The 20,802-nt window shown below is 69.6% G+C and carries 23 protein-coding genes; 6 read left to right on the top strand and 17 right to left on the bottom strand.

The annotated features are described in order from the left end of the window. The first annotated feature begins 87 nt into the window (after positions 1 to 87). Positions 88 to 1,146, top strand: coding sequence for a tellurite resistance/C4-dicarboxylate transporter family protein (locus ACAG20_RS03305; RefSeq protein WP_370491520.1), 1,059 nt, complete (start codon positions 88 to 90; stop codon positions 1,144 to 1,146). A 24-nt stretch (positions 1,147 to 1,170) separates the two neighbouring features. On the opposite strand, the gene ACAG20_RS03310 is transcribed toward ACAG20_RS03305, so the two are convergent. The 7 genes from ACAG20_RS03310 to ACAG20_RS03340 form a co-directional block, all read right to left on the bottom strand. Continuing rightward, on the bottom strand, positions 1,171 to 2,235 hold the full coding sequence (locus ACAG20_RS03310; RefSeq protein ID WP_370491521.1) for an ABC transporter ATP-binding protein: 1,065 nt from the start codon (positions 2,233 to 2,235) through the stop codon (positions 1,171 to 1,173). Between the two features lie 4 nt (positions 2,236 to 2,239). After that, positions 2,240 to 3,079: a carbohydrate ABC transporter permease gene (locus ACAG20_RS03315; protein ID WP_370491522.1), complete on the bottom strand. Its 840-nt coding sequence runs from the start codon at positions 3,077 to 3,079 to the stop codon at positions 2,240 to 2,242. Further along, complete coding sequence (locus ACAG20_RS03320; RefSeq protein ID WP_370491523.1) at positions 3,076 to 3,960, bottom strand: carbohydrate ABC transporter permease; 885 nt, start codon at positions 3,958 to 3,960, stop codon at positions 3,076 to 3,078. The genes ACAG20_RS03315 and ACAG20_RS03320 overlap by 4 nt, the downstream gene beginning before the upstream one ends. Positions 3,961 to 3,973: 13 nt before the next feature. After that, the gene (locus ACAG20_RS03325) at positions 3,974 to 5,314 is read right to left on the bottom strand and encodes a sugar ABC transporter substrate-binding protein (RefSeq protein WP_370491524.1); all 1,341 of its coding nucleotides are present in this window, start codon (positions 5,312 to 5,314) and stop codon (positions 3,974 to 3,976) included. An 11-nt stretch (positions 5,315 to 5,325) separates the two neighbouring features. Next, the gene (locus tag ACAG20_RS03330) at positions 5,326 to 7,239 is read right to left on the bottom strand and encodes a YhgE/Pip family protein (protein ID WP_370491525.1); all 1,914 of its coding nucleotides are present in this window, start codon (positions 7,237 to 7,239) and stop codon (positions 5,326 to 5,328) included. A gap of 2 nt (positions 7,240 to 7,241) precedes the next feature. Then, entirely contained in the window at positions 7,242 to 7,988 is a 747-nt protein-coding gene (locus ACAG20_RS03335) for an ATP-binding cassette domain-containing protein (protein WP_370491526.1), read from the bottom strand. 84 nt (positions 7,989 to 8,072) lie between these two features. Continuing rightward, positions 8,073 to 8,954, bottom strand: coding sequence for a sigma-70 family RNA polymerase sigma factor (locus ACAG20_RS03340; protein ID WP_370491527.1), 882 nt, complete (start codon positions 8,952 to 8,954; stop codon positions 8,073 to 8,075). 75 nt (positions 8,955 to 9,029) lie between these two features. Here ACAG20_RS03340 and ACAG20_RS03345 point away from each other — a divergent pair, with 75 nt between their 5' ends. Beyond that, complete coding sequence (locus tag ACAG20_RS03345) at positions 9,030 to 9,383, top strand: DoxX family protein (protein WP_370491528.1); 354 nt, start codon at positions 9,030 to 9,032, stop codon at positions 9,381 to 9,383. Position 9,384: 1 nt separating this feature from the next. On the opposite strand, the gene ACAG20_RS03350 is transcribed toward ACAG20_RS03345, so the two are convergent. From ACAG20_RS03350 to ACAG20_RS03365, 4 genes are read right to left on the bottom strand one after another with little or no spacing between them, the layout of a single operon-like run. Further along, a complete protein-coding gene (locus ACAG20_RS03350) occupies positions 9,385 to 9,828 on the bottom strand; it encodes a molybdopterin-binding protein (protein WP_370491529.1) in 444 nt (147 codons plus the stop codon). Between the two features lie 33 nt (positions 9,829 to 9,861). After that, complete coding sequence (locus tag ACAG20_RS03355; RefSeq protein WP_370491530.1) at positions 9,862 to 10,716, bottom strand: ketosteroid isomerase family protein; 855 nt, start codon at positions 10,714 to 10,716, stop codon at positions 9,862 to 9,864. Next, positions 10,716 to 11,285 carry an isochorismatase family protein gene (locus tag ACAG20_RS03360; RefSeq protein ID WP_370491531.1) on the bottom strand — a complete coding sequence of 190 codons (570 nt, stop codon included), beginning with the start codon at positions 11,283 to 11,285 and terminating at the stop codon, positions 10,716 to 10,718. The genes ACAG20_RS03355 and ACAG20_RS03360 overlap by 1 nt, the downstream gene beginning before the upstream one ends. After that, positions 11,242 to 11,655: a DUF2784 domain-containing protein gene (locus ACAG20_RS03365; RefSeq protein ID WP_370491532.1), complete on the bottom strand. Its 414-nt coding sequence runs from the start codon at positions 11,653 to 11,655 to the stop codon at positions 11,242 to 11,244. The genes ACAG20_RS03360 and ACAG20_RS03365 overlap by 44 nt, the downstream gene beginning before the upstream one ends. A gap of 86 nt (positions 11,656 to 11,741) precedes the next feature. On the opposite strand from ACAG20_RS03365, the gene ACAG20_RS03370 reads away from it, so the two are divergent. Beyond that, positions 11,742 to 12,260 carry an RDD family protein gene (locus tag ACAG20_RS03370; RefSeq protein ID WP_370491533.1) on the top strand — a complete coding sequence of 173 codons (519 nt, stop codon included), beginning with the start codon at positions 11,742 to 11,744 and terminating at the stop codon, positions 12,258 to 12,260. 19 nt (positions 12,261 to 12,279) lie between these two features. Here ACAG20_RS03370 and ACAG20_RS03375 read toward each other — a convergent pair whose 3' ends face one another. Then, the gene (locus ACAG20_RS03375; protein WP_370491534.1) at positions 12,280 to 13,788 is read right to left on the bottom strand and encodes a carboxylesterase/lipase family protein; all 1,509 of its coding nucleotides are present in this window, start codon (positions 13,786 to 13,788) and stop codon (positions 12,280 to 12,282) included. 152 nt (positions 13,789 to 13,940) lie between these two features. On the opposite strand from ACAG20_RS03375, the gene ACAG20_RS03380 reads away from it, so the two are divergent. Continuing rightward, a complete protein-coding gene (locus ACAG20_RS03380; RefSeq protein WP_370491535.1) occupies positions 13,941 to 14,645 on the top strand; it encodes a hypothetical protein in 705 nt (234 codons plus the stop codon). Between the two features lie 4 nt (positions 14,646 to 14,649). Here ACAG20_RS03380 and ACAG20_RS03385 read toward each other — a convergent pair whose 3' ends face one another. Further along, a complete protein-coding gene (locus tag ACAG20_RS03385) occupies positions 14,650 to 14,988 on the bottom strand; it encodes a hypothetical protein (RefSeq protein WP_370491536.1) in 339 nt (112 codons plus the stop codon). A 143-nt stretch (positions 14,989 to 15,131) separates the two neighbouring features. On the opposite strand from ACAG20_RS03385, the gene ACAG20_RS03390 reads away from it, so the two are divergent. After that, entirely contained in the window at positions 15,132 to 15,467 is a 336-nt protein-coding gene (locus ACAG20_RS03390) for an RNA polymerase-binding protein RbpA (RefSeq protein ID WP_112683718.1), read from the top strand. Between the two features lie 13 nt (positions 15,468 to 15,480). On the opposite strand, the gene ACAG20_RS03395 is transcribed toward ACAG20_RS03390, so the two are convergent. From ACAG20_RS03395 to ACAG20_RS03410, 4 genes are all read right to left on the bottom strand, one after another. Then, positions 15,481 to 16,233: a polyprenol monophosphomannose synthase gene (locus ACAG20_RS03395; protein ID WP_370491537.1), complete on the bottom strand. Its 753-nt coding sequence runs from the start codon at positions 16,231 to 16,233 to the stop codon at positions 15,481 to 15,483. Next, complete coding sequence (gene lnt / locus ACAG20_RS03400; protein ID WP_370491538.1) at positions 16,230 to 17,924, bottom strand: apolipoprotein N-acyltransferase; 1,695 nt, start codon at positions 17,922 to 17,924, stop codon at positions 16,230 to 16,232. The genes ACAG20_RS03395 and lnt overlap by 4 nt, the downstream gene beginning before the upstream one ends. Then, the gene (locus ACAG20_RS03405; protein WP_370491731.1) at positions 17,917 to 19,437 is read right to left on the bottom strand and encodes an amidohydrolase; all 1,521 of its coding nucleotides are present in this window, start codon (positions 19,435 to 19,437) and stop codon (positions 17,917 to 17,919) included. Before ACAG20_RS03405 ends, lnt begins: the two co-directional genes overlap by 8 nt. A 106-nt stretch (positions 19,438 to 19,543) precedes the next feature. After that, a complete protein-coding gene (locus tag ACAG20_RS03410) occupies positions 19,544 to 20,035 on the bottom strand; it encodes an FxsA family protein (protein ID WP_112688996.1) in 492 nt (163 codons plus the stop codon). A gap of 65 nt (positions 20,036 to 20,100) precedes the next feature. On the opposite strand from ACAG20_RS03410, the gene ACAG20_RS03415 reads away from it, so the two are divergent. Further along, a complete protein-coding gene (locus ACAG20_RS03415) occupies positions 20,101 to 20,802 on the top strand; it encodes a dienelactone hydrolase family protein (protein ID WP_112688994.1) in 702 nt (233 codons plus the stop codon).

Genomic DNA, 20,802 nt, shown 5'->3' on the forward strand with positions numbered 1-20,802 from the left:
CCCGCCATCGCGGAATGCGGCCCGGTGGTATACCCAGACACGCTTTCACTACGCGATGAAAGGGGCGGGAGCCGGGTGGGCGCAACGATGACAGGGCCGACGACCGGCACCCGGGAGGCGGTACGGACACTCAACCCGGGCTATTTCGCGCTGGTGATGGCCAGTGGAATGGTGTCGATGGCCATGTACCACCAGGACGCCTACTGGTTGTCGGTCCCGTTGCTGTGGGTGACGGTGCTGTCCTATCTGGTCCTGGTGGCGGTATCGGCGGTGCGGCTCATCGCCTTTCGCCACGAATTCCGGGCCGACCTGTCGGACTCCGGTCGTGCGTTCGGGTTGTTCACCTTCGTCTCGGCGACCAACGTGCTGGGGGCCCGGCTCGTCATCGACGGTCACACCGGTGTTGCGGTCGGCCTGCTGTCGGTCAGCACGCTGGCCTGGCTGGTGCTCGGCTATCTCATTCCCTGGACCGCTGTGCTGGGCACCTCGGAGCGGCCGGTGGTGCGGCGCGCCAACGGCACCTGGTTCATCTGGGTGGTCGCCAGCCAGTCCATCGCGGTGCTGGCCGCGGTCCTCGAGGTGGAGATCGATGAGCCCTGGCGTCAGAGTCTGGCGCTGCTGGCGGTGGTCTCGTGGTCGATCGGGGTGTTCCTCTACGGCGCCGCCGGGATCTTCGTGGCGCTGCGCCTGCTGCTCTATCCGCTGTTGCCACGGGATCTCATCCCGCAGTACTGGGTGGCGATGGGCGCCTGTGCGATCACCGTCCTGGCAGGCGCACGGATCGTCGAGATGGCCGAGGCGCCGATGGTCACCGCGACCCGCGGCCTCATCGCCGGAACGTCGGTGATGTTCTGGGCCTTCGGCACCTGGCTGATCCCGCCGTTGATCGCCGCCGGCGTGTGGCGGCATGTGGTGCACCACATCCCACTGCGCTATGAGGCCCCGTGGTGGAGCGTGATTTTTCCGCTCGGGATGTACGGGGTGGGCAGCCACTACCTCGGGCAGGCCGACCACCTGCCGATCGTCTATTACATCGGCTCGGTGCAAAGCTGGATCGCGCTGGCCGCCTGGGTCATAACGTTTGTCCTGATGCTGCACCACCTCGCGGTGACGCTGGTCCCCGAAGCGCCCAAGCGGGCACGCTAGCCGCCCGCGGGGTTCAGCCTCGCATCAACCCAGCCGGGCGCCGTCGGCGGTGAACACGTGCAGGTCCGCCACGTCGAGCTGCAGCGACAACCGGGAGCCCCGGTCCACATCGGTGCCGCCCGGAACCCGGGCCACCACCGACTGCGGTGGCTGCGGGCCGACGGTCCGACCGTAAAGGTAGGCGTCGGCACCCAGTTCCTCGATGAAGTCGACCTCGACCCCGATCCCACGATCGGCCAGGTGCAGCTGCTCGGGCCGGACACCGACAATCAGTTCGGCTGCAGCGGAAGCGCTTTCGCGCGGCAGGGCCATGGTGTGGCCGCCCAGCGCGAACCCGCCCTCGACAACCGGGACGGGGAACAGGTTCATCGCCGGCGAGCCGATGAATCCGGCGACGAACACGTTGGCCGGATGGCGGTACAGTTCGCGTGGCGTTGCGCACTGCTGCAGCACCCCGTCGCGCAACACCGCCACCCGGTCCCCCATCGTCATCGCCTCCACCTGGTCGTGGGTGACGTAGACAGTGGTGATGCCCAGCCGGCGTTGGAGTTCGGCGACCTGATTGCGGGTCTGCACCCGCAGCATGGCATCCAGATTCGACAGCGGCTCGTCCATCAGGAACACCTGCGGGCGCCGCACGATTGCCCGGCCCATCGCGACCCGCTGGCGTTCACCCCCGGACAGGTCCTTGGGCTTGCGCTGCAGGTGGCCCTGCAGGCCGAGCAGTTCGGCGACCTCGAGCACCCGGGCGCGGATCTCGGCTTTCGGGGTTTTGGCGACCTTGAGCGCGAAACCCATGTTCTGCGCCACCGTCATGTGCGGGTACAGCGCATAGTTCTGGAACACCATGGCGATGTCGCGATGGCCGGGGTCGGTCTCGGTCACCTCGTCGTCGCCGATGAAGATACGGCCGGCGTCAACGGGTTCCAGGCCGGCGAGCACCCGCAGCGTGGTCGTCTTGCCGCAGCCGGACGGCCCGACCAGCACCATGAACTCGCCGTCCTCCACCGACAGGTCCAGCTTGTCCAGCGCGGGCCGGTCGGCACCGGGATAGTGCCGGGTCACCGAATCGAAAGTCACTGCCGCCACTGCGCTACCGCCCACCGAATCCGGTGGCGGCGATCCCGCTGACGAAGGCGCGCTGTGCCACGGCGTAGATCAGGATCAGCGGAGCCAACATCAGCATGGACGCCGCCATCAGCACCGGCCATTCGGCGACGTACTCCCCCTGCATCCACACCAGTCCGAGCGTAAGGGTGGCGATCTCCTCGCGCTGGATCATCAACAGCGGCCACAGGAAATCGTTCCAGACGTTGATCCAGGTCAGTACCGCCAACACCATCACCGCCGGCTTGGCGTGTGGCAGCAGAATCCGCCAGTAGACACCCCACGGCGAACAGCCGTCGAGTATGGCCGCCTCCTCGAGGTCGACGGGCAGCGTCGCGAAGAACTGCCGCATCAGATAGGTGCCGAACGCGCCGCCGAACAGTCCCGGGATGATCATCGCCCACACGGTGTCGGTCCAGCCGAACACGCGCATCAAGATGAACTGCGGAATCACCGTGACCGTCAGCGGCACCATCAACGTGGCCAGGTACAACACAAACAGGGTGTCGCGCCCGGTGAACGGCAACCGGGCGAAGGCATAGCCGGCCAGCGAGCAGAAGAAGACCTGCCCTACCGTCACACAACCGGCGTAGAGCACGGTGTTGAAGAACATCCGCCAGAACGGCATCCGGGCGAACACCTCGAGGTAGTTCGACCACTGCGGATGCGCCGGCAACAGCATCGGCAGGCTGATCTCGGCCTGGCGTTTCAGTGACCCCGACAGCGCCCACAGGATCGGGAACAGCGCACATGCCGCGACGGCGGCCAACCCGGCGTACACGCCCAGCAGTCCGGCGATGCGGTGCCGCACCCGCTGCCCCGTCACTGGTCCACCGCGTTTCGCCGCGACAACCGCAGTTGGATGATCGTCAACGCCAGCAGCACGGCGAACATCACCCACGCCAGCGCGGATGCGTAACCGAAGTCCAGGAACGCGAACGCGTGCTGAAACAGCATGATGGCCAACACATACGTGCCCGTCTCCGGGCCGCCGCTGCTGCCGGTGAGCACATAGACCAGGTCGAACGCCTGAAACGCGTTGATGACCGAGATCACCACCACGAACCAGAGTGCGCCCCGGATCATCGGCACCGTGATCGACACGAAGCGCCGCACCTCCCCGGCGCCGTCGATGCGGGCGGCCTCGTGCAGCGACTCGGGAACACCCTGCATGGCCGCCAACAGGATCACCGTCGCGAACGGCACGCTCTTCCACACGCTGACCAGGCACAGCGATGCCATCGCCCAGTGCGGCTCGGTGAGCCACGGCACCGGCGAAACGCCGACCCAGCCGAGCATGATGTTGAGCAGGCCACTGTCGGTGTTGAACACGAACTGCCACACCACCGCGATCACCACCGAGGACACCGCCAACGGCAGGAAGGCGATCGCCCGGAACAACCCGATGCCCCTGACCGCCCGGTTCAGCAATCCGGCCACCGCCAGACTGATCACCACCGTCGGCACCACCGTGCCGACGGTGAAGACCGTGGTGTTGCGGACCGCGATGCCGAACAGCGGGTCCCCGGTCAACAGATCGGAGTAGTTCGTTACGCCGACGAACTTCGGCGGCGTGAACAGATCCCACTGCTGAAAGCTCATATAGAGGGAGAACGCCAGCGGAAACGCCAGGAACACCGTGACCGCCGCCAGATTCGGGGCGATGAACCACCGGCCCGCCCGTGCCCGCCTGCGTGTCGGGTTCATGCTCGCGTGGGATTCATCGGGAAGCCAACAATTCGTCGATCTGGGGTGACAGACCGGTCTTGAGGGTGGCGGCCGGGTGCTTTCCGCGCAGCACCGGCCCGATCGCGCGGTCCATCAAAGCGTGTACCCGCTGCCAGTCCGGCGAGACCGGCAGTCCCTCGGAGTGGGCCGGGCCGCCGGTGAGCACCGCCAGATTGGTGATCCCGCGGTGGGCGGCGGTGAACCCGGGGGCGGCGATCGCGGATCGCAGCACCGGCACGAACAGCCCGGACTCTCCGATCAGCGATTGGCCCACCGGGCCCGCGGCGAACTTGACGAATTCCCACGCCTGCCGGCGGTGGCGGCTGGCGGCGGCGATCGCCAGGCCGGTGCTGCCGATGGCCGAGCGGGCGGCCAGGCCCTTGGCGGCAGCGGCCGGCCCCGTCGGCAGCACCGCCACATCGAACTGGAGATCCTCGGCCTGGGCGAAAGTCTGGTAGCGCCAATGCCCGCCCAGCGCCATCGCCGCCTTGCCCGCGGTGAACAACCCCATGGTGGACATCGCCTGGGTGTCGGAGGCGGCCGGCGCCACGCGATGCACGTTTGCCAGGTCGGCGTAGAACTGGATGCCGGCGAGGAAGGCGTCGTCGTCGTAATTGAGGTGGGTGGGGTTGAACCGCGGCACCGCCCAGGGCGTGCCGTTGTTCATGCCGAACAACGCCGCCGAATACGGCGGTGACCAGGTGTCGACGAACCCCCACCGGGTGACTCTGCCGTTGGCGGCGCGCCGGGTCAGTGCGGTTGCGGTGTCCAGGAATTCCCCGAAGGACCACGGCTCATCCCAGCGTCCCGGCGGCGGCGGAACGCCGGCCTCGGCGAAGATCGCGGTGTTGTAGAACAGGAACGCCCCCGACCACTGCTCCGGAAAGGCGTACTGGCCGCCGTTGAAGCTGAACGTCTCATACAGTGCCGGGATGCTGTCGGCGCGCAACGCCGCGGCGAACTCGCGGTCGGTGTCCAGCAGCGTGTTCAGGTCCGCCAGCACGCCGCGTTGGGCCAGCTCGGCGTAGTTGAACTCCCAGGCCATCAGCACATCCGGGCATCTGCCGCCGGCGCAGAACGTCGAGATCTGCTGGGTGGGGTCTCCCCCGGCCAGCACGGTGCGCACCCGGATGTCGGGGTGCCGGCGCTGGAAGGCGTCCACGATGCGCATCCGGGCGTCGGCCTCCTCCGGGTTGGCCGCGAAGAAGAACCGCAGTGCGTCGTCATCGGCTCCGCACGCCGACGGCCACGGCGCCGCGGCGGCCAGCCCCAGCGCCGCGGCGCCGCGAAGCACGGTGCGGCGCCGCAACGGTGTTCCGCTCCGAGGCTGCACCGGCGCGACCGTCACACTTCGATCGGCGGGTAGAGACGTTCGAGGGTGAACTGGCGATCTCGGCGCGCGGCCCAGGCGCTGGCGGCCAGCGATACGACGAGGATGCCGGCCAGCACCGCCACCGACGTCCACAACCTGGAGTCGATACCGCCGACGGTCAACTGCCGTAAACCGTTGACGGCGTATGTCATCGGATCGTAGGGGTGCAGGATCTGGAACGGCCTGGCGGTCGTCTCCACGGGATAGACCCCGCCGGAGGACACCAGCTGGAACATCAGGAACGCCAGCGCGACCACCCGGCCGACCGCGACGCCGAGCACCGCGTTGAAGGCCTGGATCATCGCCAGGAACGACGCCGCGATCAACGCCAGGAAGGCGACCGTGCCCGCGGCGTAGCGCGCCTGCAGCCCGACCCCGAAATGCACCACCGCATACATCAGCACCACCTGGCAGACACCCAGCAGCAGCGCGGGCCAATAGGAGGCCAGCACCACCCGCACCGCGCCGAGGCCATTGACGATGGCACGAGTCTGCAACGGGGTCAGCAACATCCAAATGATCAGCGAACCGATGAACAATGCCAGCGGCAGAAAGAACGGGGCGAATCCGGTGCCGAAGGTAGCGGCGTGATGGGTGAAGTCCATATCGACCCCGACCGGGCTGGCCAGGATCTGCGACACCTCCACGCGCTGCTGGTCGGTGATCGTCGAGGCGCGCTGATCCGCCTGTCCCAGCCCGTCGGCCAACTGCCTGGCACCGTCCTCGAGTCGGTTGCTGCCGTCGGCGAGCTGGACCAGGCCGTCGCTGAGCTGGTGCGCCCCGGCGTCGAGGTCGGTTGCGCCGTCACGCAGCGCGACCAGATCATTCTTGAGTCCGCCGTCGAGGGCGTGGGTGATGAACGTGCGCAGCCCGCTACCCGGGTCGGCCAGGTCGCCCGTCAGCTTCTGGGCGTTGCCGCGCAACTGGTTCAGCCCCTCGTCGGTGGCCGGGTCGAGCCCCTTGACGGCGAGCAGCCGCTGAGCGCCGGCCAGGGTGTCGCCGAGCCCGCGCACCGCCGGGTCGGGGTTGGCGCGCAACGCGTCCACCACCTGGTTGACGATCCCGGCTGCCTGCTGGTAATTGACGTTGAGCGAGGCGATCCGGTCGGACACCGTTTTGATGTTGCCGCTCAACGCGGTCGCGGCGGCACCGGCGGCGTTCGGGTCGAAGCCCATGGCGGCGAGGTCGTCGGTCAGCTTCAGCAGTGGATCGGTGGCCTGCTGGATGCCCGCCGACAATCGCCGGCTGCCATCGGCGAGCGCGGCCGAACCGTCGCGTGCCGTGCCGAGATTGTCGGCCAACGTCTTCGAGCCCTCCGACAGCCGGCCGGCGCCGTCGGCCGCCTGCTTCACCTCGTCGGTCACCTGGGTCAGCGCGGTGCCGATCACCTGCTGGCCGACCTTGGCGCCGACCTGGTTGAGTACCTCGCGGGCGGCGTTCTGGCCCATGACCGACGCCAGGTAGTTGTTGGCGTCGTTGAACCGGAACTGGATCTGCGCCTTCTGCGGGTGCGGGCCCGCCGGTGAGACCACCGCCGTGCTGAAGTCTGGCGGCAGCGTGATCGAGAAGTAATACGTGCCGTCGGAAACCCCTTTGGCGGCTTCACTTTCCGATACCTCGTGTAGATCGAGCTGGCCGGAGTCGACCAACCCGCGAGTCACCTCGTCGCCGGCCCGCAGCTGCTGTCCCCCGACGGTGGCGCCGGTGTCGGAGTTGACCAGCGCGACCGGGATCTTGTCGATGGCGGCGAATGGATTCCAGAACGCCCACAAGTACATTGCGCCGTAGAGCAGTGGCAGCACGATGATGGTGAGCAGGGCCACCCGCGGCATGGTGCCGCGTGAATAGCGTTTCAGGTCGGTGCCCAACGACATTCCGGCGAGCATGATCAGGAGTCCCTCTTCTCGTGTCTGCCGTGACCGGTGACGTCGGCCGGTTCCAGGTGTTCGACGTGGATCTGCGCGGCAACCCCCGAGCCCTCCGGGAGCTCGTTGGCCGAGGCGGTGATCACGGTCTGGCGTTCCCCCAGCTCGACCAGTCGGCCGACCAGCACCTGGCGGTCGCGGTCGCTGGTGACCTGGTCGATGCTGCCGACCACCAGCAGCGGCGGACGCGCGGTATTAGCCAGCGCGATGCGCAACAACAGACCGGTCAGTTCGTCGAGTTGCTCGACGTAATCGTCCAGCCGGGGCGGCGGCAGGTCACCGAAGACCGGCCCGCACACGGCGTCGCGTTCGGCTTCGCCGGCGCGCCGCACCAGCCGGTACCAGGCTGCGTCCCAGCGGATCTGCTCGGTTATCAGATCGCGGACCGTGACCGACTCGAAGATCGCGTCGAGGTGTTCCACGCCGGCCAGGGCGGCGACATCGAAGATGTCGCGGGCCTTGCTGTGCCCGAACACCGTGACCGATCCCGCCGAGGGCTTCATCCGGCCCGCGAGGTTCATCAGCAACGCGGTGCGTCCCGATCCGGGCGGTCCGATCAGCAAGCTGACCCCGCCGGCGGCTACGTCCAGATCGAGCGGGCCGAAAACCCGCCCCCACGGGCCGGTCATGGTGATGCCGCGTGCCTTGACCGCCACCGGCGCCTCCGCGGGAGCCTTCGCTTCCGCCGGAGCCTTCACTTCCTCTGGCATAGGATGCCCCCTATTGACTGCCGAATCGGTTCGCGTGACCCATCCAAGCAGAACCGGACGGCGGCGATGAGCCGTCGCGGGAGTTCACGCCCGGCCGGTTTCCGGTAGCCGCAGCGTCAAGGGGCGCAGCCGGTCGGGATCGCCGACGATGTCGATGGCGTCGATGCGCCCGTCGTCACCAATGCCGATGCTCAGCACGGCCAGCAGCCGGCCCCCGGGCGCGATCGCGATGCCGGGTGCGTCGTCGACCAACAACACCGCACCGGCGCGGGCCCGGCGGGTGAAGCGGCGGGTCTCGGTGGCGATGTCGGCGGCACCACGCAGCTCGACGGGCACATCGGCGGGCACCAGCAGCGGGTCGACCCGGCGTACCACCTCCGGTGCCAGCAACTCGAGCAGCGCCGGGATGTCGCCGCCGCGCGAGGCCGCCAAAAAGGCCGACACCACCCGCAGGTGCTCGGCACGGCGCCGCGGTTCGGCGGCCGGCCCGGCGTGTAACCGTGCTCGTGCCCGACTGGCCAGCTTCTTGGCCGCATCCGCCGACCGATCCAGCGCTTCACCGACCTGCTCGAACGGTATGTCGAACACGTCGTGCAGCACGAAGGCGGCCCGCTGCGCCGGCGACAACCGATCCAGCACCACCAGCAGCGCACGGCTGACCGCATCGGAGCGCAACACCGCTTCGTCGGCGGCCGGAACGGCGGCGGCGCCGAGGGCCTCGGACAGCGGGCGCTCGCCGCGCCGGGCACGCGCCCGCACCTGATCCATCGCGGTGCGGGCGGTGATCGTGGTGAGCCAGCCGGGCAGGTTGTCCACCGCGGTGAAGTCGGCGCCGCTGGCCTTCAGCCAGGCCGACTGAACCGCGTCGTCGGCGTCGGCGCTCGATCCGAGCAGGTGGAATGCCACCGCATGCAGGCGGTGGCGAAGGTCTTCGAACTGCTCCGCCAGGACTTTCTCATCGCTCATGGGTCACCTTCGCCGTCCGGGAGTCGTCATTGGACAGGGATAGCCACATCCACCGACGAAAGGAAGACCAACATCATGAGCGTATCGACCCTCTACCTGGCGACCATCACCGTGACGGCCGTCATCACGATCGCCATCGCCGTCGCCGACTTCATTCCGGCACCGTTCGTCCTGGCCAATTCGGCCCAGGTCGGGGTGCCGCGATCGTGGCTGCCGATGCTGGGCGGGCTGAAGCTGGCCGGCGGCGCCGGTCTGCTCATCGGACTGGCGGGCGTCCCGCTCATCGGTCCGGCCGCCGCGGCCGGGCTGGTCGCCTTCTTCATCGGGGCCGTCGTGACGCATATGCGGGCCGGCGTCTGGTACAACATCGGCTTTCCCGCCGTGTACCTACTGCTGTCGACGGCGTCGCTGGTGATGTTGCTGGCCTGAGCTATCCGAACTCGGCCGCCGGATCGGTGTGACCGGCGGAACCAGCCCGGCGCGGCAGTTCCAGCACGACGTTGGTGGCTTTGACCGAGGCGACGACCAGGCTGCCGGGCTGCAACCGCAGTTCGTCGGCGGCCTCCCGGCTGACCAGCGACACCAGCCGGAAGGGACCGGCCTGCACATCGACCTGCGCCATCACCGTGTCACGAGTCACGTTGGTGACCAGCCCGACCAGCCGGTTGCGGGCGGACTGGCCCACCACCGGATTGCGCGACACCGGCTCCACCGACGCGCGCTCCTGGGCGAACCGCGCCAGCTCGGCTCCGTCGACCACCCGAGGTCCACTGCCCGTGGACGCCGACAGGCGACCGGAGTCGATCCAGCGCCGCACGGTGTCGTCGCTGACCCCGAGCAATTCGGCGACTTCGGCGATTCGAAAGCTTGGCACGCCGTTGAGCTTATCCTCGCCCCGAGTGGCGACTCAGTCTTCTGCGAAGTACCGGACCGTGGTGATCGCCCGGCCGCCGCGGTCCACGTCGGCGAACAGCACCCCGCGCTGCTGCGCAGCGGTGAGGGAAACCGCGACGGTGCGGCCGGCCGCCAGCAGCTTCGTCGGGCGGGCGCCCACCAGCCGGGCGGCGAGCTCGGCGAGATCGATGACGGTGTCATCGCCGTAAGTCATTGTCACAGCGGGTGATAGCGCCGCAGTGACAGTGGACAACTCGCCGGAGGAGACGGCGGCGAGGAAGGCCCGCACCGGCCTCTTGCCCCGGCCGGCCGGCCGTCGAAATCCGGCGGCGAACCCGGCGGTGCCGGCGAGGCGTTGGTTGCGCAGCAGTGATCGCGACAGCTGGACCGCGGCGGGCGCCGCCGCAACGCCGTTGCCGAGGAACCGGCGCATCATCGCCGGCAGCTCCCAGTAGGCGCGCAACCGCCGCAGCTTCCATCGGCGACCGGCCCCGGTGAGGTCTTCGGTGAGGTCTTCGGTGGGGCCATCTTCGGTCGGGTCGTCTTCGGTCAGGTCATAGCGCAGGATCGCCGGGATGTGCATGATCACCGACGGCCCCATCGCGACCTCGAGTTCCAGATCGCGCACCACCGTCGTGCCCCGCACGATGTCCAGGTCGCGGTGGAAGGTGATGTCGCGCGGGCCGATGAACGTGTCGTAGAACCGGCCGATCTGTTCGGCACCGACGTGCGGGCGGGAGCCCACCGGGTCCTCCACCTGGCCGTCGGCGCTGAACAGACCCACCCAGCCGGCCCGGTCGTGGGCGGCGGCCGCGGCCGGCGACTGCTCGACGGTGGCCAGCAGATGTTGCGCTATCGCGTCCGTCATCAGGCTTCCTCCACCACGGTGATACCGGCGCTGCGCATCGCCGTCAGCGCAGCGGCCGCCGAGTCGACGGCCACCCCCGCGGTCAGTTGCGGCAGCACCGCGGTGGCGAACCCGGCGCGGACCGCGTCCTCGGCGGTGCGGCGCACACAGTAGTCGGTCGCGACGCCGACCACATCGACACGGTCCACGTTGCGCCGGCGCAGCCAGTCGCCCAGTGCGGTGCCGGTGTCGTCGACGCCGCCGAATCCGCTGTAGCCGGCGTCGTAGTCACCTTTGGTGAAGACGGCGTCGATCCGGTCGGTGGGTAGCGCGGGATGAAGATCCGCACCGGGTGTTCCGGCGCGGCAATGCGGCGGCCACGACGTCACGTAGTCCGGACGCTGCGAGAAGTGCCCACCGGGGTCGATGTGCCAGTCTTTGGTCGCCACGACGTAGTGGTAGCGGTCGCGTGCGGTCTCGCTGTCGAGGTATCGGGTGATGTCGCGGGCGACCTCGACAGCGCCGGTCACCGGCAGCGCGCCGCCGTCACAGAAGTCGTTCTGCACGTCGACGATGATCAGCGCCCGCATGATCACCACCGTATCGCCGGCGCCGCAGCACGGCGCGGCCGTAGATCACCCACGACACGCCGACTGCCGCCAGCACCGCCGCCTCGACGGCTGCGCTCCAGCCGGCCGGGTAGAGCACGCCGGTCAGATAGTGGGCGATGAATCCCTCCGGAGGCAGCGGTGTCATTCCCGCCCGGGCGCGGGCGTAACGCTCCAGCCAGGTCAGCGGGCAGTCCAGCTGGGCGACAACGATGAGCACCGCCCACAGCACCGCCGCGCCGTGCAGCCAGATGCTGCGCGGCCACCGCACCGCCAGGAAACCGCCGACCGCGACGTAGCAGACGAACCCCAGGTGCAGCGCGACAATGACCACCACCGCGGTTTGGTACATGCCGTTTCGCCGTCCGCAGAATCCCGTATCGTCCCGGTCCGCCACGGTACATTGGCGGACATCCAACGTGGTCAGGAGCGCATCTGATGGCAACCGGCGATTTCGGCCCGAACGGCCCCGGCTATGGCCAGCCCGGCTCCTACCCGCCCCCGCAGGGCTGGGGACAGCAGCCCGCATGGGGGCACAAGCCGGGTGGACTGGGCAGGCGCTTCTGGGCCCGGCTCATCGACGGTGTACTGGTCAGCATCGTGGCCTTCGCGCTGTCGCTGTTCGTGTTCGCCGACGACTATCCGTTCCTGGTGACCGGCCTGTTCTCCGGTGTGCTGACCTACGGCTACTTCATCTTGTTCGAGGTCACCCAGGGGTCCACCCCGGCCAAACGGCTGCTCGGGCTGGCGGTGCGCGGGCCCGACGGTGCGTCCAAGCCCACGCTAGGGCAATCGGCCGTCCGCAACGCCTTCACGCTGCTGGCGGTACTGCCCTACCTCGGTCCGCTGCTGGCTTTCGTCGCCTATGTCGTGATCGCGCTGACGATCAGCGGCAGCGCGACCAAGCAGGGCAAGCACGACGAGTTGGCCGGCGGCACCCGGGTGATCCGCACCTGATCGCCGACGCGCCCGATCGCTAGCGCGCCAGGGTGAACCCCGCCCAGGCCATCCGGCGCTCCGGCGACGGGTCGAACTCCACCCGCGTCGTGTGGTCGAACACCATGACGGCGCGGTCGGACCGGTCGTAGGCCGGCCAGTCGTCGCCGGGCACCCCGTCCCGGCTGAACGCCAGCCAGCGCCGCTGCACCTGGCCACTGACCCGGATCGCCGCCCGACGGTCCGCGCCGGCGGTGAGCAGCCGGCCCAGGCCGCCGCTGCGGTAGACGTCGAACACGGCGAACAGTTCGGTGGCATGCGTGGCGCCCATCCCCGACCAGCGCAGCATCCGCGGCGCGTAGTCGTAGCGGTAGACGTAGGTGGGTGCATGCCCCCCGTGCGCTTCGGCGATCTCCCACACCGCCGCATTGAACGCGAAGTCGCCGCCCAGGCGGATGCAGGCCTTCCGGTCGGGGTAATCGGGGTAGGCGGCGATGATGCGGTCGCGCACGCCCGCCTCGGTGTTGGCCAGCACCGCCTCGACCATCGGCTCGGTCGTCGGCAACATCCTCAAGAACCGGGTGAACAACCGGCCCTCGTGTGCGTTGCTGCCGACGATGAGCGGTACCCGGTGGGCCGAACCGCGCCGCATCGCCTCGACCGGGTCCAGCGGCAACAGGTCGTCGCCGAACATCGGCCCGATCGGGAACGCGCCGAGCATGTCGCGGGTGCCGTCGGCGAGCAACCGGTCCTGGGCTGCCAGCAGCTCGGCCGGCGACACCCGCAGCAGGGTGTGCGCGGCGTCGGGGGAACGCACACCCAGCAGCGCGGCGAACCGGTCGGCGAACTCCGCGGCAACCTCGGAACTGCGAACCATGCCGGCGGCGGGGCTCTCGGCGATCGCCCGGGCGAACAGGCCCTCGGCTTGCGGCACCGCCAGTAGCGTGGCGACGGTGTGCGCACCGGCGCTCTCGCCGAAAATGGTGACATTGTCGGGGTCGCCGCCGAACGCTGCGATGTTCTCGCGGACCCAGCGCAGCGCCAACACCAGATCACGCAGATACAGGTTGCTGTCCACGGTGACCGCGGAGGTCGACAGCGACGACAGATCCAGGCAGCCGAGCGCACCGAGCCGGTAGTTGACCGACACGTACACGCAGCCGCGGCGAGCCAGCGCCGCCCCGTCGTAGATCGGGGTGGCCGAGCTGCCCAGGATGTAGCCACCACCGTGGATGAACACCATGACCGGCAGCGGGCCGTCACCGGCTTCCTCGGGGGCCACCACGTTGAGGGTCAGGCAGTCCTCACTGGTCGGCTGGAAGCGGCCCGGGCCCAGCATGGTGTACATCCGCGCCTGGGGTGCGCAGTTGGTGAACCCGTGGCAGTGACGTACCCCCGACCACGGCTCAGCAGGCTCGGGCGCCCGAAAGCGGAGCGGGCCCACCGGCGGCCGGGCATACGGGATGGAACGCCACCGGCGCACCCCGTCGCGGGCGAAACCCTCCACGACGCCGGTGGCGATACTGGCCTGCACAGGGTTGTCATGCATGAGCCGAACGGTAACGAACCGCACGGCGGTTAGCGAACCTCGACGAAGGAGAGGTGAGGCTGGACCGCCGCATGAGCACGGCGGTTAGCGAACCTCGACGCAGGAGAGGTGAGGCTGGACCGCCGCCTGAACACGGCGGTTAGCCTAACGGCATGCGTCTCACCGGCCTCATCGTCGTGTTGCTGTTGCTCGCCGGATGCTCCCGCGCGACGGTCGATGAGCCGGAGCCGGCCCCGAGCGGGTCGAGTGCCACGGCTACCACCGCGCCGTCATCCGCGCCTTCGCCGGCCTCGACGTCGCCGAAGCCGGCGGCCGCTCCCTCCCCCGGCGCGCCGATCGCCGATGTCATCGCCTGGATCGAGGCCGGCCGGCCCGTGGACGCCGCCGGCTATCACAGCGCGTCCCGCGACGGCGCCACCACCGACCTGATCGAGGAAGTCGCGTTCACCGTCTCGGCCGCGCCGCGGCGGGCCACCAATTGCATGACCGATTCCGACTCCCCCGACAGCCCGCTGGCCTGCGTGGTGGATCTGGTGAACCCGCCGGGGCAGCCCGAGGAGATCTACGGGCAGTGGCAGGGCGGCCGGGTCGACTACGCCGGCAACACGCTGCGTGTCGGGTCGGCTCACGGCGACCCGGGCCGGTTCCTGCACGGGCAGGGGGCCGAACTGCCCGACGGAGCGGTGCTGTCGTTCGGCGACTACCGCTGCCGCGCGGACCGGGCTGGGTTGTTCTGCGTCAACTACGCGCACCGCTCGGCGGTGCGGTTCAGCCCGGAAGACATCGGCGTGTTCGGCTGCCTGCGTCCGGTGCCGCCGCCCGCCGACGCCGGCAAGCTGTACAGCTGCGCCAGCTGACGCCTCAACGCCACCGGTCGGCGGATTCGACGGCCTGCAGCAACGCCTCGCACAGCTGCTGCAGCTCATCGCGTGGCGCGCCCTCGGCCAGGGCGGTCGCGATGTCCTCGGCCGCGCACCGCACCTGATACACCCGGTCGGATAAGGCCGTCGCCTCCTCGGCGGAGAGCACCACCGAATCAGGCGCCAGCGCGGTCGTCTTGCCGCTGCTGATCAGGGCACGCTGCTCGTAGGCGCGCTGCCGGCAGGATTGGCGGCAGTACTGTCGGCGCCGGCCGATCCCGGCGTCGCCCACGTCGCGGCCGCACCATCGACAAGGTTGGGGGCGGGGACTGCGCGGCACGCCTGAACACCTTAGTCCGGCCGTTGCGCCGATCCCGGTATCATTAGGGGCTGTGCCGCGTGCGCCGGGAACTGCACAGGGCCCGCTCGCGTTGTCAATGCGAGACGAATTCGAAGACAAACAGGTTCTAAGGAGTGTGGGTCATGGCTGATCGTGTACTGCGGGGCAGTCGGCTGGGCGCCGTGAGCTACGAGACCGACCGCAACCATGACTTGGCGCCGCGCCGGATGGCGCGGTACCGCACCGAAAACGGTGAAGAGTTCGAGGTTCCGTTCGCCGACGACGCGGAGATCCCGGGCACCTGGATGTGCCGCAACGGCCTGGAGGGCACCCTGCTCGAGGGCGACGTGCCCGAGCCGAAGAAGGTCAAGCCGCCGCGCACGCACTGGGACATGCTGTTGGAGCGCCGTTCGATCGAGGACCTCGAAGAGCTGCTCAAGGAGCGCCTGGACCTGATCAAGAGCCGCCGTCGCGGCTGACGCGGGGGTTTTCTCAGCCGCGCCGGCCCCGGAGCCGGTTGATCCGGCCGCCGATCCCCCAGCGGGCGACCTTGACCATCGCTTCGCGGATATTGGAGCCGCTCATCTTGGAGACGCCCAGTTCGCGCTCGGTAAAGGTGATCGGCACCTCGGTGATGGTGAAACCGTTGTTGACCGCCCGCCAGGTGAGGTCGACCTGGAAGCAGTAGCCCTTCGAGTCCACCGCGTCCAGGCCGATCTTGTCCAGCACCCCGCGACGGTAGGCCCGGTACCCGGCGGTGATGTCGTGGATACCCACCCCCAGCAGTAGCCGGGCATAGGTGTTGGCGGTCTTGGACAGCACCAGGCGGCGCACCGGCCAGTTGCGCACCGCGCCGCCGTCGACGTAGCGCGAACCGATTGCCACGTCGGCTCCCGCATCGATCGCTTCCAGCAGCCGGTAGAGCTGCTCGGGGGCATGGCTGCCGTCGGCGTCCATCTCGACGATCACCTCGTAATGGCGGGACAGCCCCCAGGCGAAACCGGCGAGGTAGGCCGCGCCCAGGCCGGCCTTGGCGGTGCGGTGCATCACGTGGATGCGGTCCGGGTCGGCGGCGGCCAGCTCGTCGGCCAGCTGGCCGGTGCCGTCGGGGCTGCCGTCGTCGACCACCAGGACGTGCACGTCCGGGCGGGCCTGCTGCAGCCGGCCGAGGATGATCGGCAGATTCTCCAGCTCGTTGTAGGTGGGAACCACCACCAGCGTGTGCAGGCTGGGACGATCACTCATCGGCGCCGCTCCTCGGAGTCAACATCGGCGCCGGTGCTACGACGCTTGAACCATGTGAAGCGACTATTTTGCCGTACTGCCGCCAGCAGGCCCGCAACAGCCGCGCCGAGCAGCACCCACTGCAGGATCGGCGCCCACCGGGTGGCCGGGGTCAGCGCGGTCTTGAGCCGCACGTGGGTGTCCAGGTAGGCGGGCTCGAAGAATGCCGTGCGGGCCAGTTCGCGCCCGTCGGGAGCGATCACCGCGCTGATCCCGGTGGTTCCCGCGACGACGACGTAGCGGTCATGCTCGACCGCGCGCACCTTGGCGAACGCCAGCTGCTGCTCGCTCATGGCCTCGTCGAACGTGGCGTTGTTCGACGGCACGGCCAGCAGCTGGGCACCGGCCAACACCGATTCCCGGGGCGCCCGGTCGAAGATCACCTCCCAGCAGGTGGCCACGCCGACCGGAACGCCCGCGACATGCACCACGCCGTCGCCGTCGCCCGGCACGAAATAGCCTGCCCGGTCGGCGTAGCCGGACAGGTGACGGAAGAACCCGCGCCATGGCAGGTACTCCCCGAACGGCTGCACGATCCGCTTGTCGTGGCTCTCCCCCGGACCGGTCCGCGGATCCCACACCAGCACCGAGTTCGTCGCCACCGGCTTCTCCCGGGTCCAGCCGGGTGCCGCGCGGACGGTGCCCACCAGGATTGGGGCATCGATCGCCTGGGCGGCCATGGTGATCTCCCGCGCGGCATCGGCGTTCGCCATCGGATCGATATCGGACGCGTTCTCCGGCCAGATCACGAACAGCGGCGCGGCCGCCCGCCCGGCCTCGACGTCGTCGGCCAACCGCAGCGTTTCCCGGACGTGATAGTCGAGCACCTGGCGGCGCTGCGCGTTGAAGTCCAGTCCGAGCCGCGGCACGTTGCCCTGCACCGCCGCCACCGTAATCGCCGGGTCGTCACCGGCGCCCGCGCCGGAGCGGCGCACCCCGGGCCACACCGCGACCGCCGACAACAGCACCAGACAGATGCACAAGCCGGGTAGCAGCACCGCCGGCGGCCGGCCGTTGTCCGCTGTCGGCGGTGTATCCGACCGCAGCCACCGGATGATCTCAACGGTAAGCGCGGTCCCGGCAGCGCCGGTCAGCGCCACCGCTAGCGACAGCAGCGGCACCCCGCCCAGCGCGACCAGCGGCAGCAGCGGTCCCGCCGTCTGGCCGTATCCGACAGCCCCCCAAGGGAATCCGCCGAACGGGATCACCGACTTCGCCCATTCCTGCGCGGCCCACAGCAGCGCGAACCACACCGGCCAGCCCGCCAGATTGCGCACCGCCACCGCCGCCGCCCCGAACACGGCGGGAAACAGCGCGCACATCACCGCCAGCATCAGCCAGGGCAGCGCGCCGACCAGCCCGCCCACCCACGGCAGCAGCGGCAGATAGAAGGCCAGGCCGCACAGCAGGCCGTAACCGAAACCGCCGGCAAGGGTGGTCTCGCGGCGAATCAGCACCCAACTCAGCAGCCCGAAGGCCAGGATCGCCGCCCACCACCAGTTCAGCGGCGGGAAGCTGGCTCGAAGCAGCATCCCGGCGAACACCGACGCCGCCAGTTGGGCCCAGCGGTCGGCTGCCGCGATACCGAGGCGCTCCAACCGCTTCGGGCCGGCAGCGACCACGGTGTCGGGAGGGTCGGTGGTCTCAGCCATGCAGCACCACGCCCCGGTGCACGGTACGCCGACACAGCGGTGAGTCGCCCGGTTCCAGGACCGGCAGCGCCGGCACCCGGGAGCGCGGATCGGTCGACCATCGCTGAACCGTGTCGCGCGGCGCCTCGACGGCCAGCCGGCTGGGCTCCCAGACGGCGTAGGAGGCCGGTGCGCCGGGCACCAGGGTTCCGCTGACGCCGTCGTTGATGCCGGCAGCCCGCCACCCGCCGCGGGTGGCTGCGGCGAACGCCGCTCGCATCGACACCGCGCTGCCCGGCGTGCGGTGGTGTGCGGCCGCGCGGACCGCGGCCCACGGATCGAGCTCGGTGACCGGGCTGTCGGAACCGAACGCGAGAGGCACGCCTTGGGATGCTAACAGCGCGAACGGGTTCAGCCCGGCGGCCCGCTGCGCACCCAACCGCTGGGCGTACATGCCGTCGACGCCGCCCCACAGCGCGTCGAAAACCGGTTGCATACTGGCGATCACGCCCCACGATCCCAGCTGGGCGGCCTGTTCGGCACTGACCATCTCCAGATGCTCCAGCCGGTGCCCGCAGGCAGCCACCGCCGCGACCCCGAAGTGCTGAACCACCCGCTGCAGCGCCGTGATCACCGCGGACACCGCGGCGTCCCCGATGACGTGGAAACCGGCGGTCACCCCGGCCTCGGTACACGCCCACAGATGGGCCGCGACGGTCTCGGCGTCCAGGTGACACGCCCCGGTGCAGCCGACGGCGTCGGCGTAGGGCTCGTGCAGCCAGGCGGTGTGTGAACCCAGCGCACCATCGACGAACAGATCGCCGGCCAGACCCCGGGCGCCGGTGTCGGCGAGCAGTTCGCGCGCCCGGGCGGCACTGGTGACCGGTTCGCCCCAGTAACCGATGACCTCGACACCATGGTGCAGGGCCCGCAGCTCCCGCCAGTCATCGAGGCCGCCGATATCCGGGCCGGCGCACTCGTGGACCGCGACGATGCCCACCGCCGCGGCGGCATCGAGGGCGGCAGTGCGGGCAGCGGCGCGCTGCGGCGCGGTGAGCAGCTCGCGGGCCGCGGCACGAACCAGGTGGTGGTCGGCGCCGGACAGCGGCCCGATTCCGAACTCCGCCGACAGCTTCGGCACCCGCTTGCGCAACCCGCTCGAAGCCAGCGCCGAGTGGACGTCAACCCGGGACAGGTAGGCCGGGCGCTCGCCCACCACCGCGTCGAGCGCCTCGGTGTCCGGGGCGGCACCGTCGGGCCAGCCCGACTCGTCCCAACCGTGGCCCCAGATCGGCTGGTCGGGATGGGCCGCCGCGTAATCGGCGATCAACTGCAGACAGTGCCGCTGCGAGCTGGCCGGCCGCAGATCCAGGCCGGTGCGGCACAGCCCCGTCTCGGTGACATGGACATGACTGTCGACGAAACCGGGCGTCACCAAAGCCCCGTCGAGGTCGGTGACGTCGGCTTGCGGAAACTGCTCCCGACCGACGGCGTCGCTGCCCAGCCAGGCGACCACCCCGTCGCGGACGGCCATCGCGGTGGCATCGGGATGACTCGGGCTGTGGATACGTCCGCCGAGCAACAGCGACGTGGGAGCCCCGGGCACAACGGTCACGACGTAGAAAGTACGGGGTGCCGGATCAACCGTGGGACAGGGCGGGCGGTTGGGTCTCGGTGACGTCGACGAATTCGGCGTCGATGTAGTCGGTGCGACGGCCGGGCGTGCGCCGGGCGGTGTACCAGCGTCGACCGACGACCGTGGCAGCCACCAGTGGTGTGCGGCGGCCGATCCCAGCGGCCGCCGCCCCGGCCAGCAGCGGGCGCACAGCAGCCCTGGTTCCAGGCGCCAGCAGTGCCAGGCCCGCCAGCGTGGTCACCGGTCCGGGGACCACGACCAGCAGCGTGCCCGCCGCGATCAGCCCACCGTCGGCGAGCACGCGCTGCCCCGCACCGGAACGCAACCGGGCTACCTGGCGCCTAATCTGCCCGGCCGCCAATGCCAGCCCGACCAGAAATGCGCCCACCAGCAGCAGTGCGGTCCAGCCGAAACCGATCCCCCAGATCAGCGCGGCAACCGCCGCCGACTCGACCAAGATGTAGATCAGCACGATCCGCAACACAGCGCTCGCCATGCCACCCCAACGTCTGAACCGTCGAGGAGGTTCCCACCCGGCGCCCAGGGGAATACCTTGAGGCCATGACGACCATCGAAGTTGCCACTCCCGACGGGCCCATCGAAGCGCTGCTGGACATTCCGGAAGGGCCCGGACCATGGCCCGGCGTGGTGGTGGTCCACGATGCGATCGGCTACGCCGCAGACATGGAGGCCATCTCCGAGCGCATCGCCGACGCGGGCTATCTGGCCGTGTCGCCCAACCTGTACTCCCGCGGCGGCCGGGCCCGCTGCATCACCCGGGTGTTCCGGGAACTGCTGACCCAGCGCGGCCGCGCGCTGGATGACATCCTGGCCGCCCGCGACCACCTGTTGGGCATGCCGGAATGTTCGGGCACGGTCGGAATCGCCGGTTTCTGCATGGGCGGGCAGTTCTCACTGGTCTTGTCACCCAAGGGGTTTGGAGCCTCGGCCCCGTTCTACGGCACGCCACTGCCCCGGCGCCTGGAGGAGACCCTCACCGGCGCCTGCCCGATCGTCGCCAGCTTCGGCGGCCGCGATCCGCTGGGGAGAGGAGCCCCCGACCGGCTACGCCGGGTCGTGGAGCAACACGACATCCCGCACGACATCAAGACCTATCCGGGAGCCGGACACAGCTTCGCCAACAAGCTGCCGGCCCAGCCGCTGCTCCGCATCACCGGCTTCGGCTACAACGAGGCCGCCACCGCCGATGCCTGGGCGCGGGTGTTCGCGTTCTTCGGCGAACACCTACAGGCCGCCGGCTGA

The organism is Mycobacterium sp. pW045, from assembly GCF_041287085.1.
Lineage (GTDB): Bacteria > Actinomycetota > Actinomycetes > Mycobacteriales > Mycobacteriaceae > Mycobacterium > Mycobacterium algericum_A.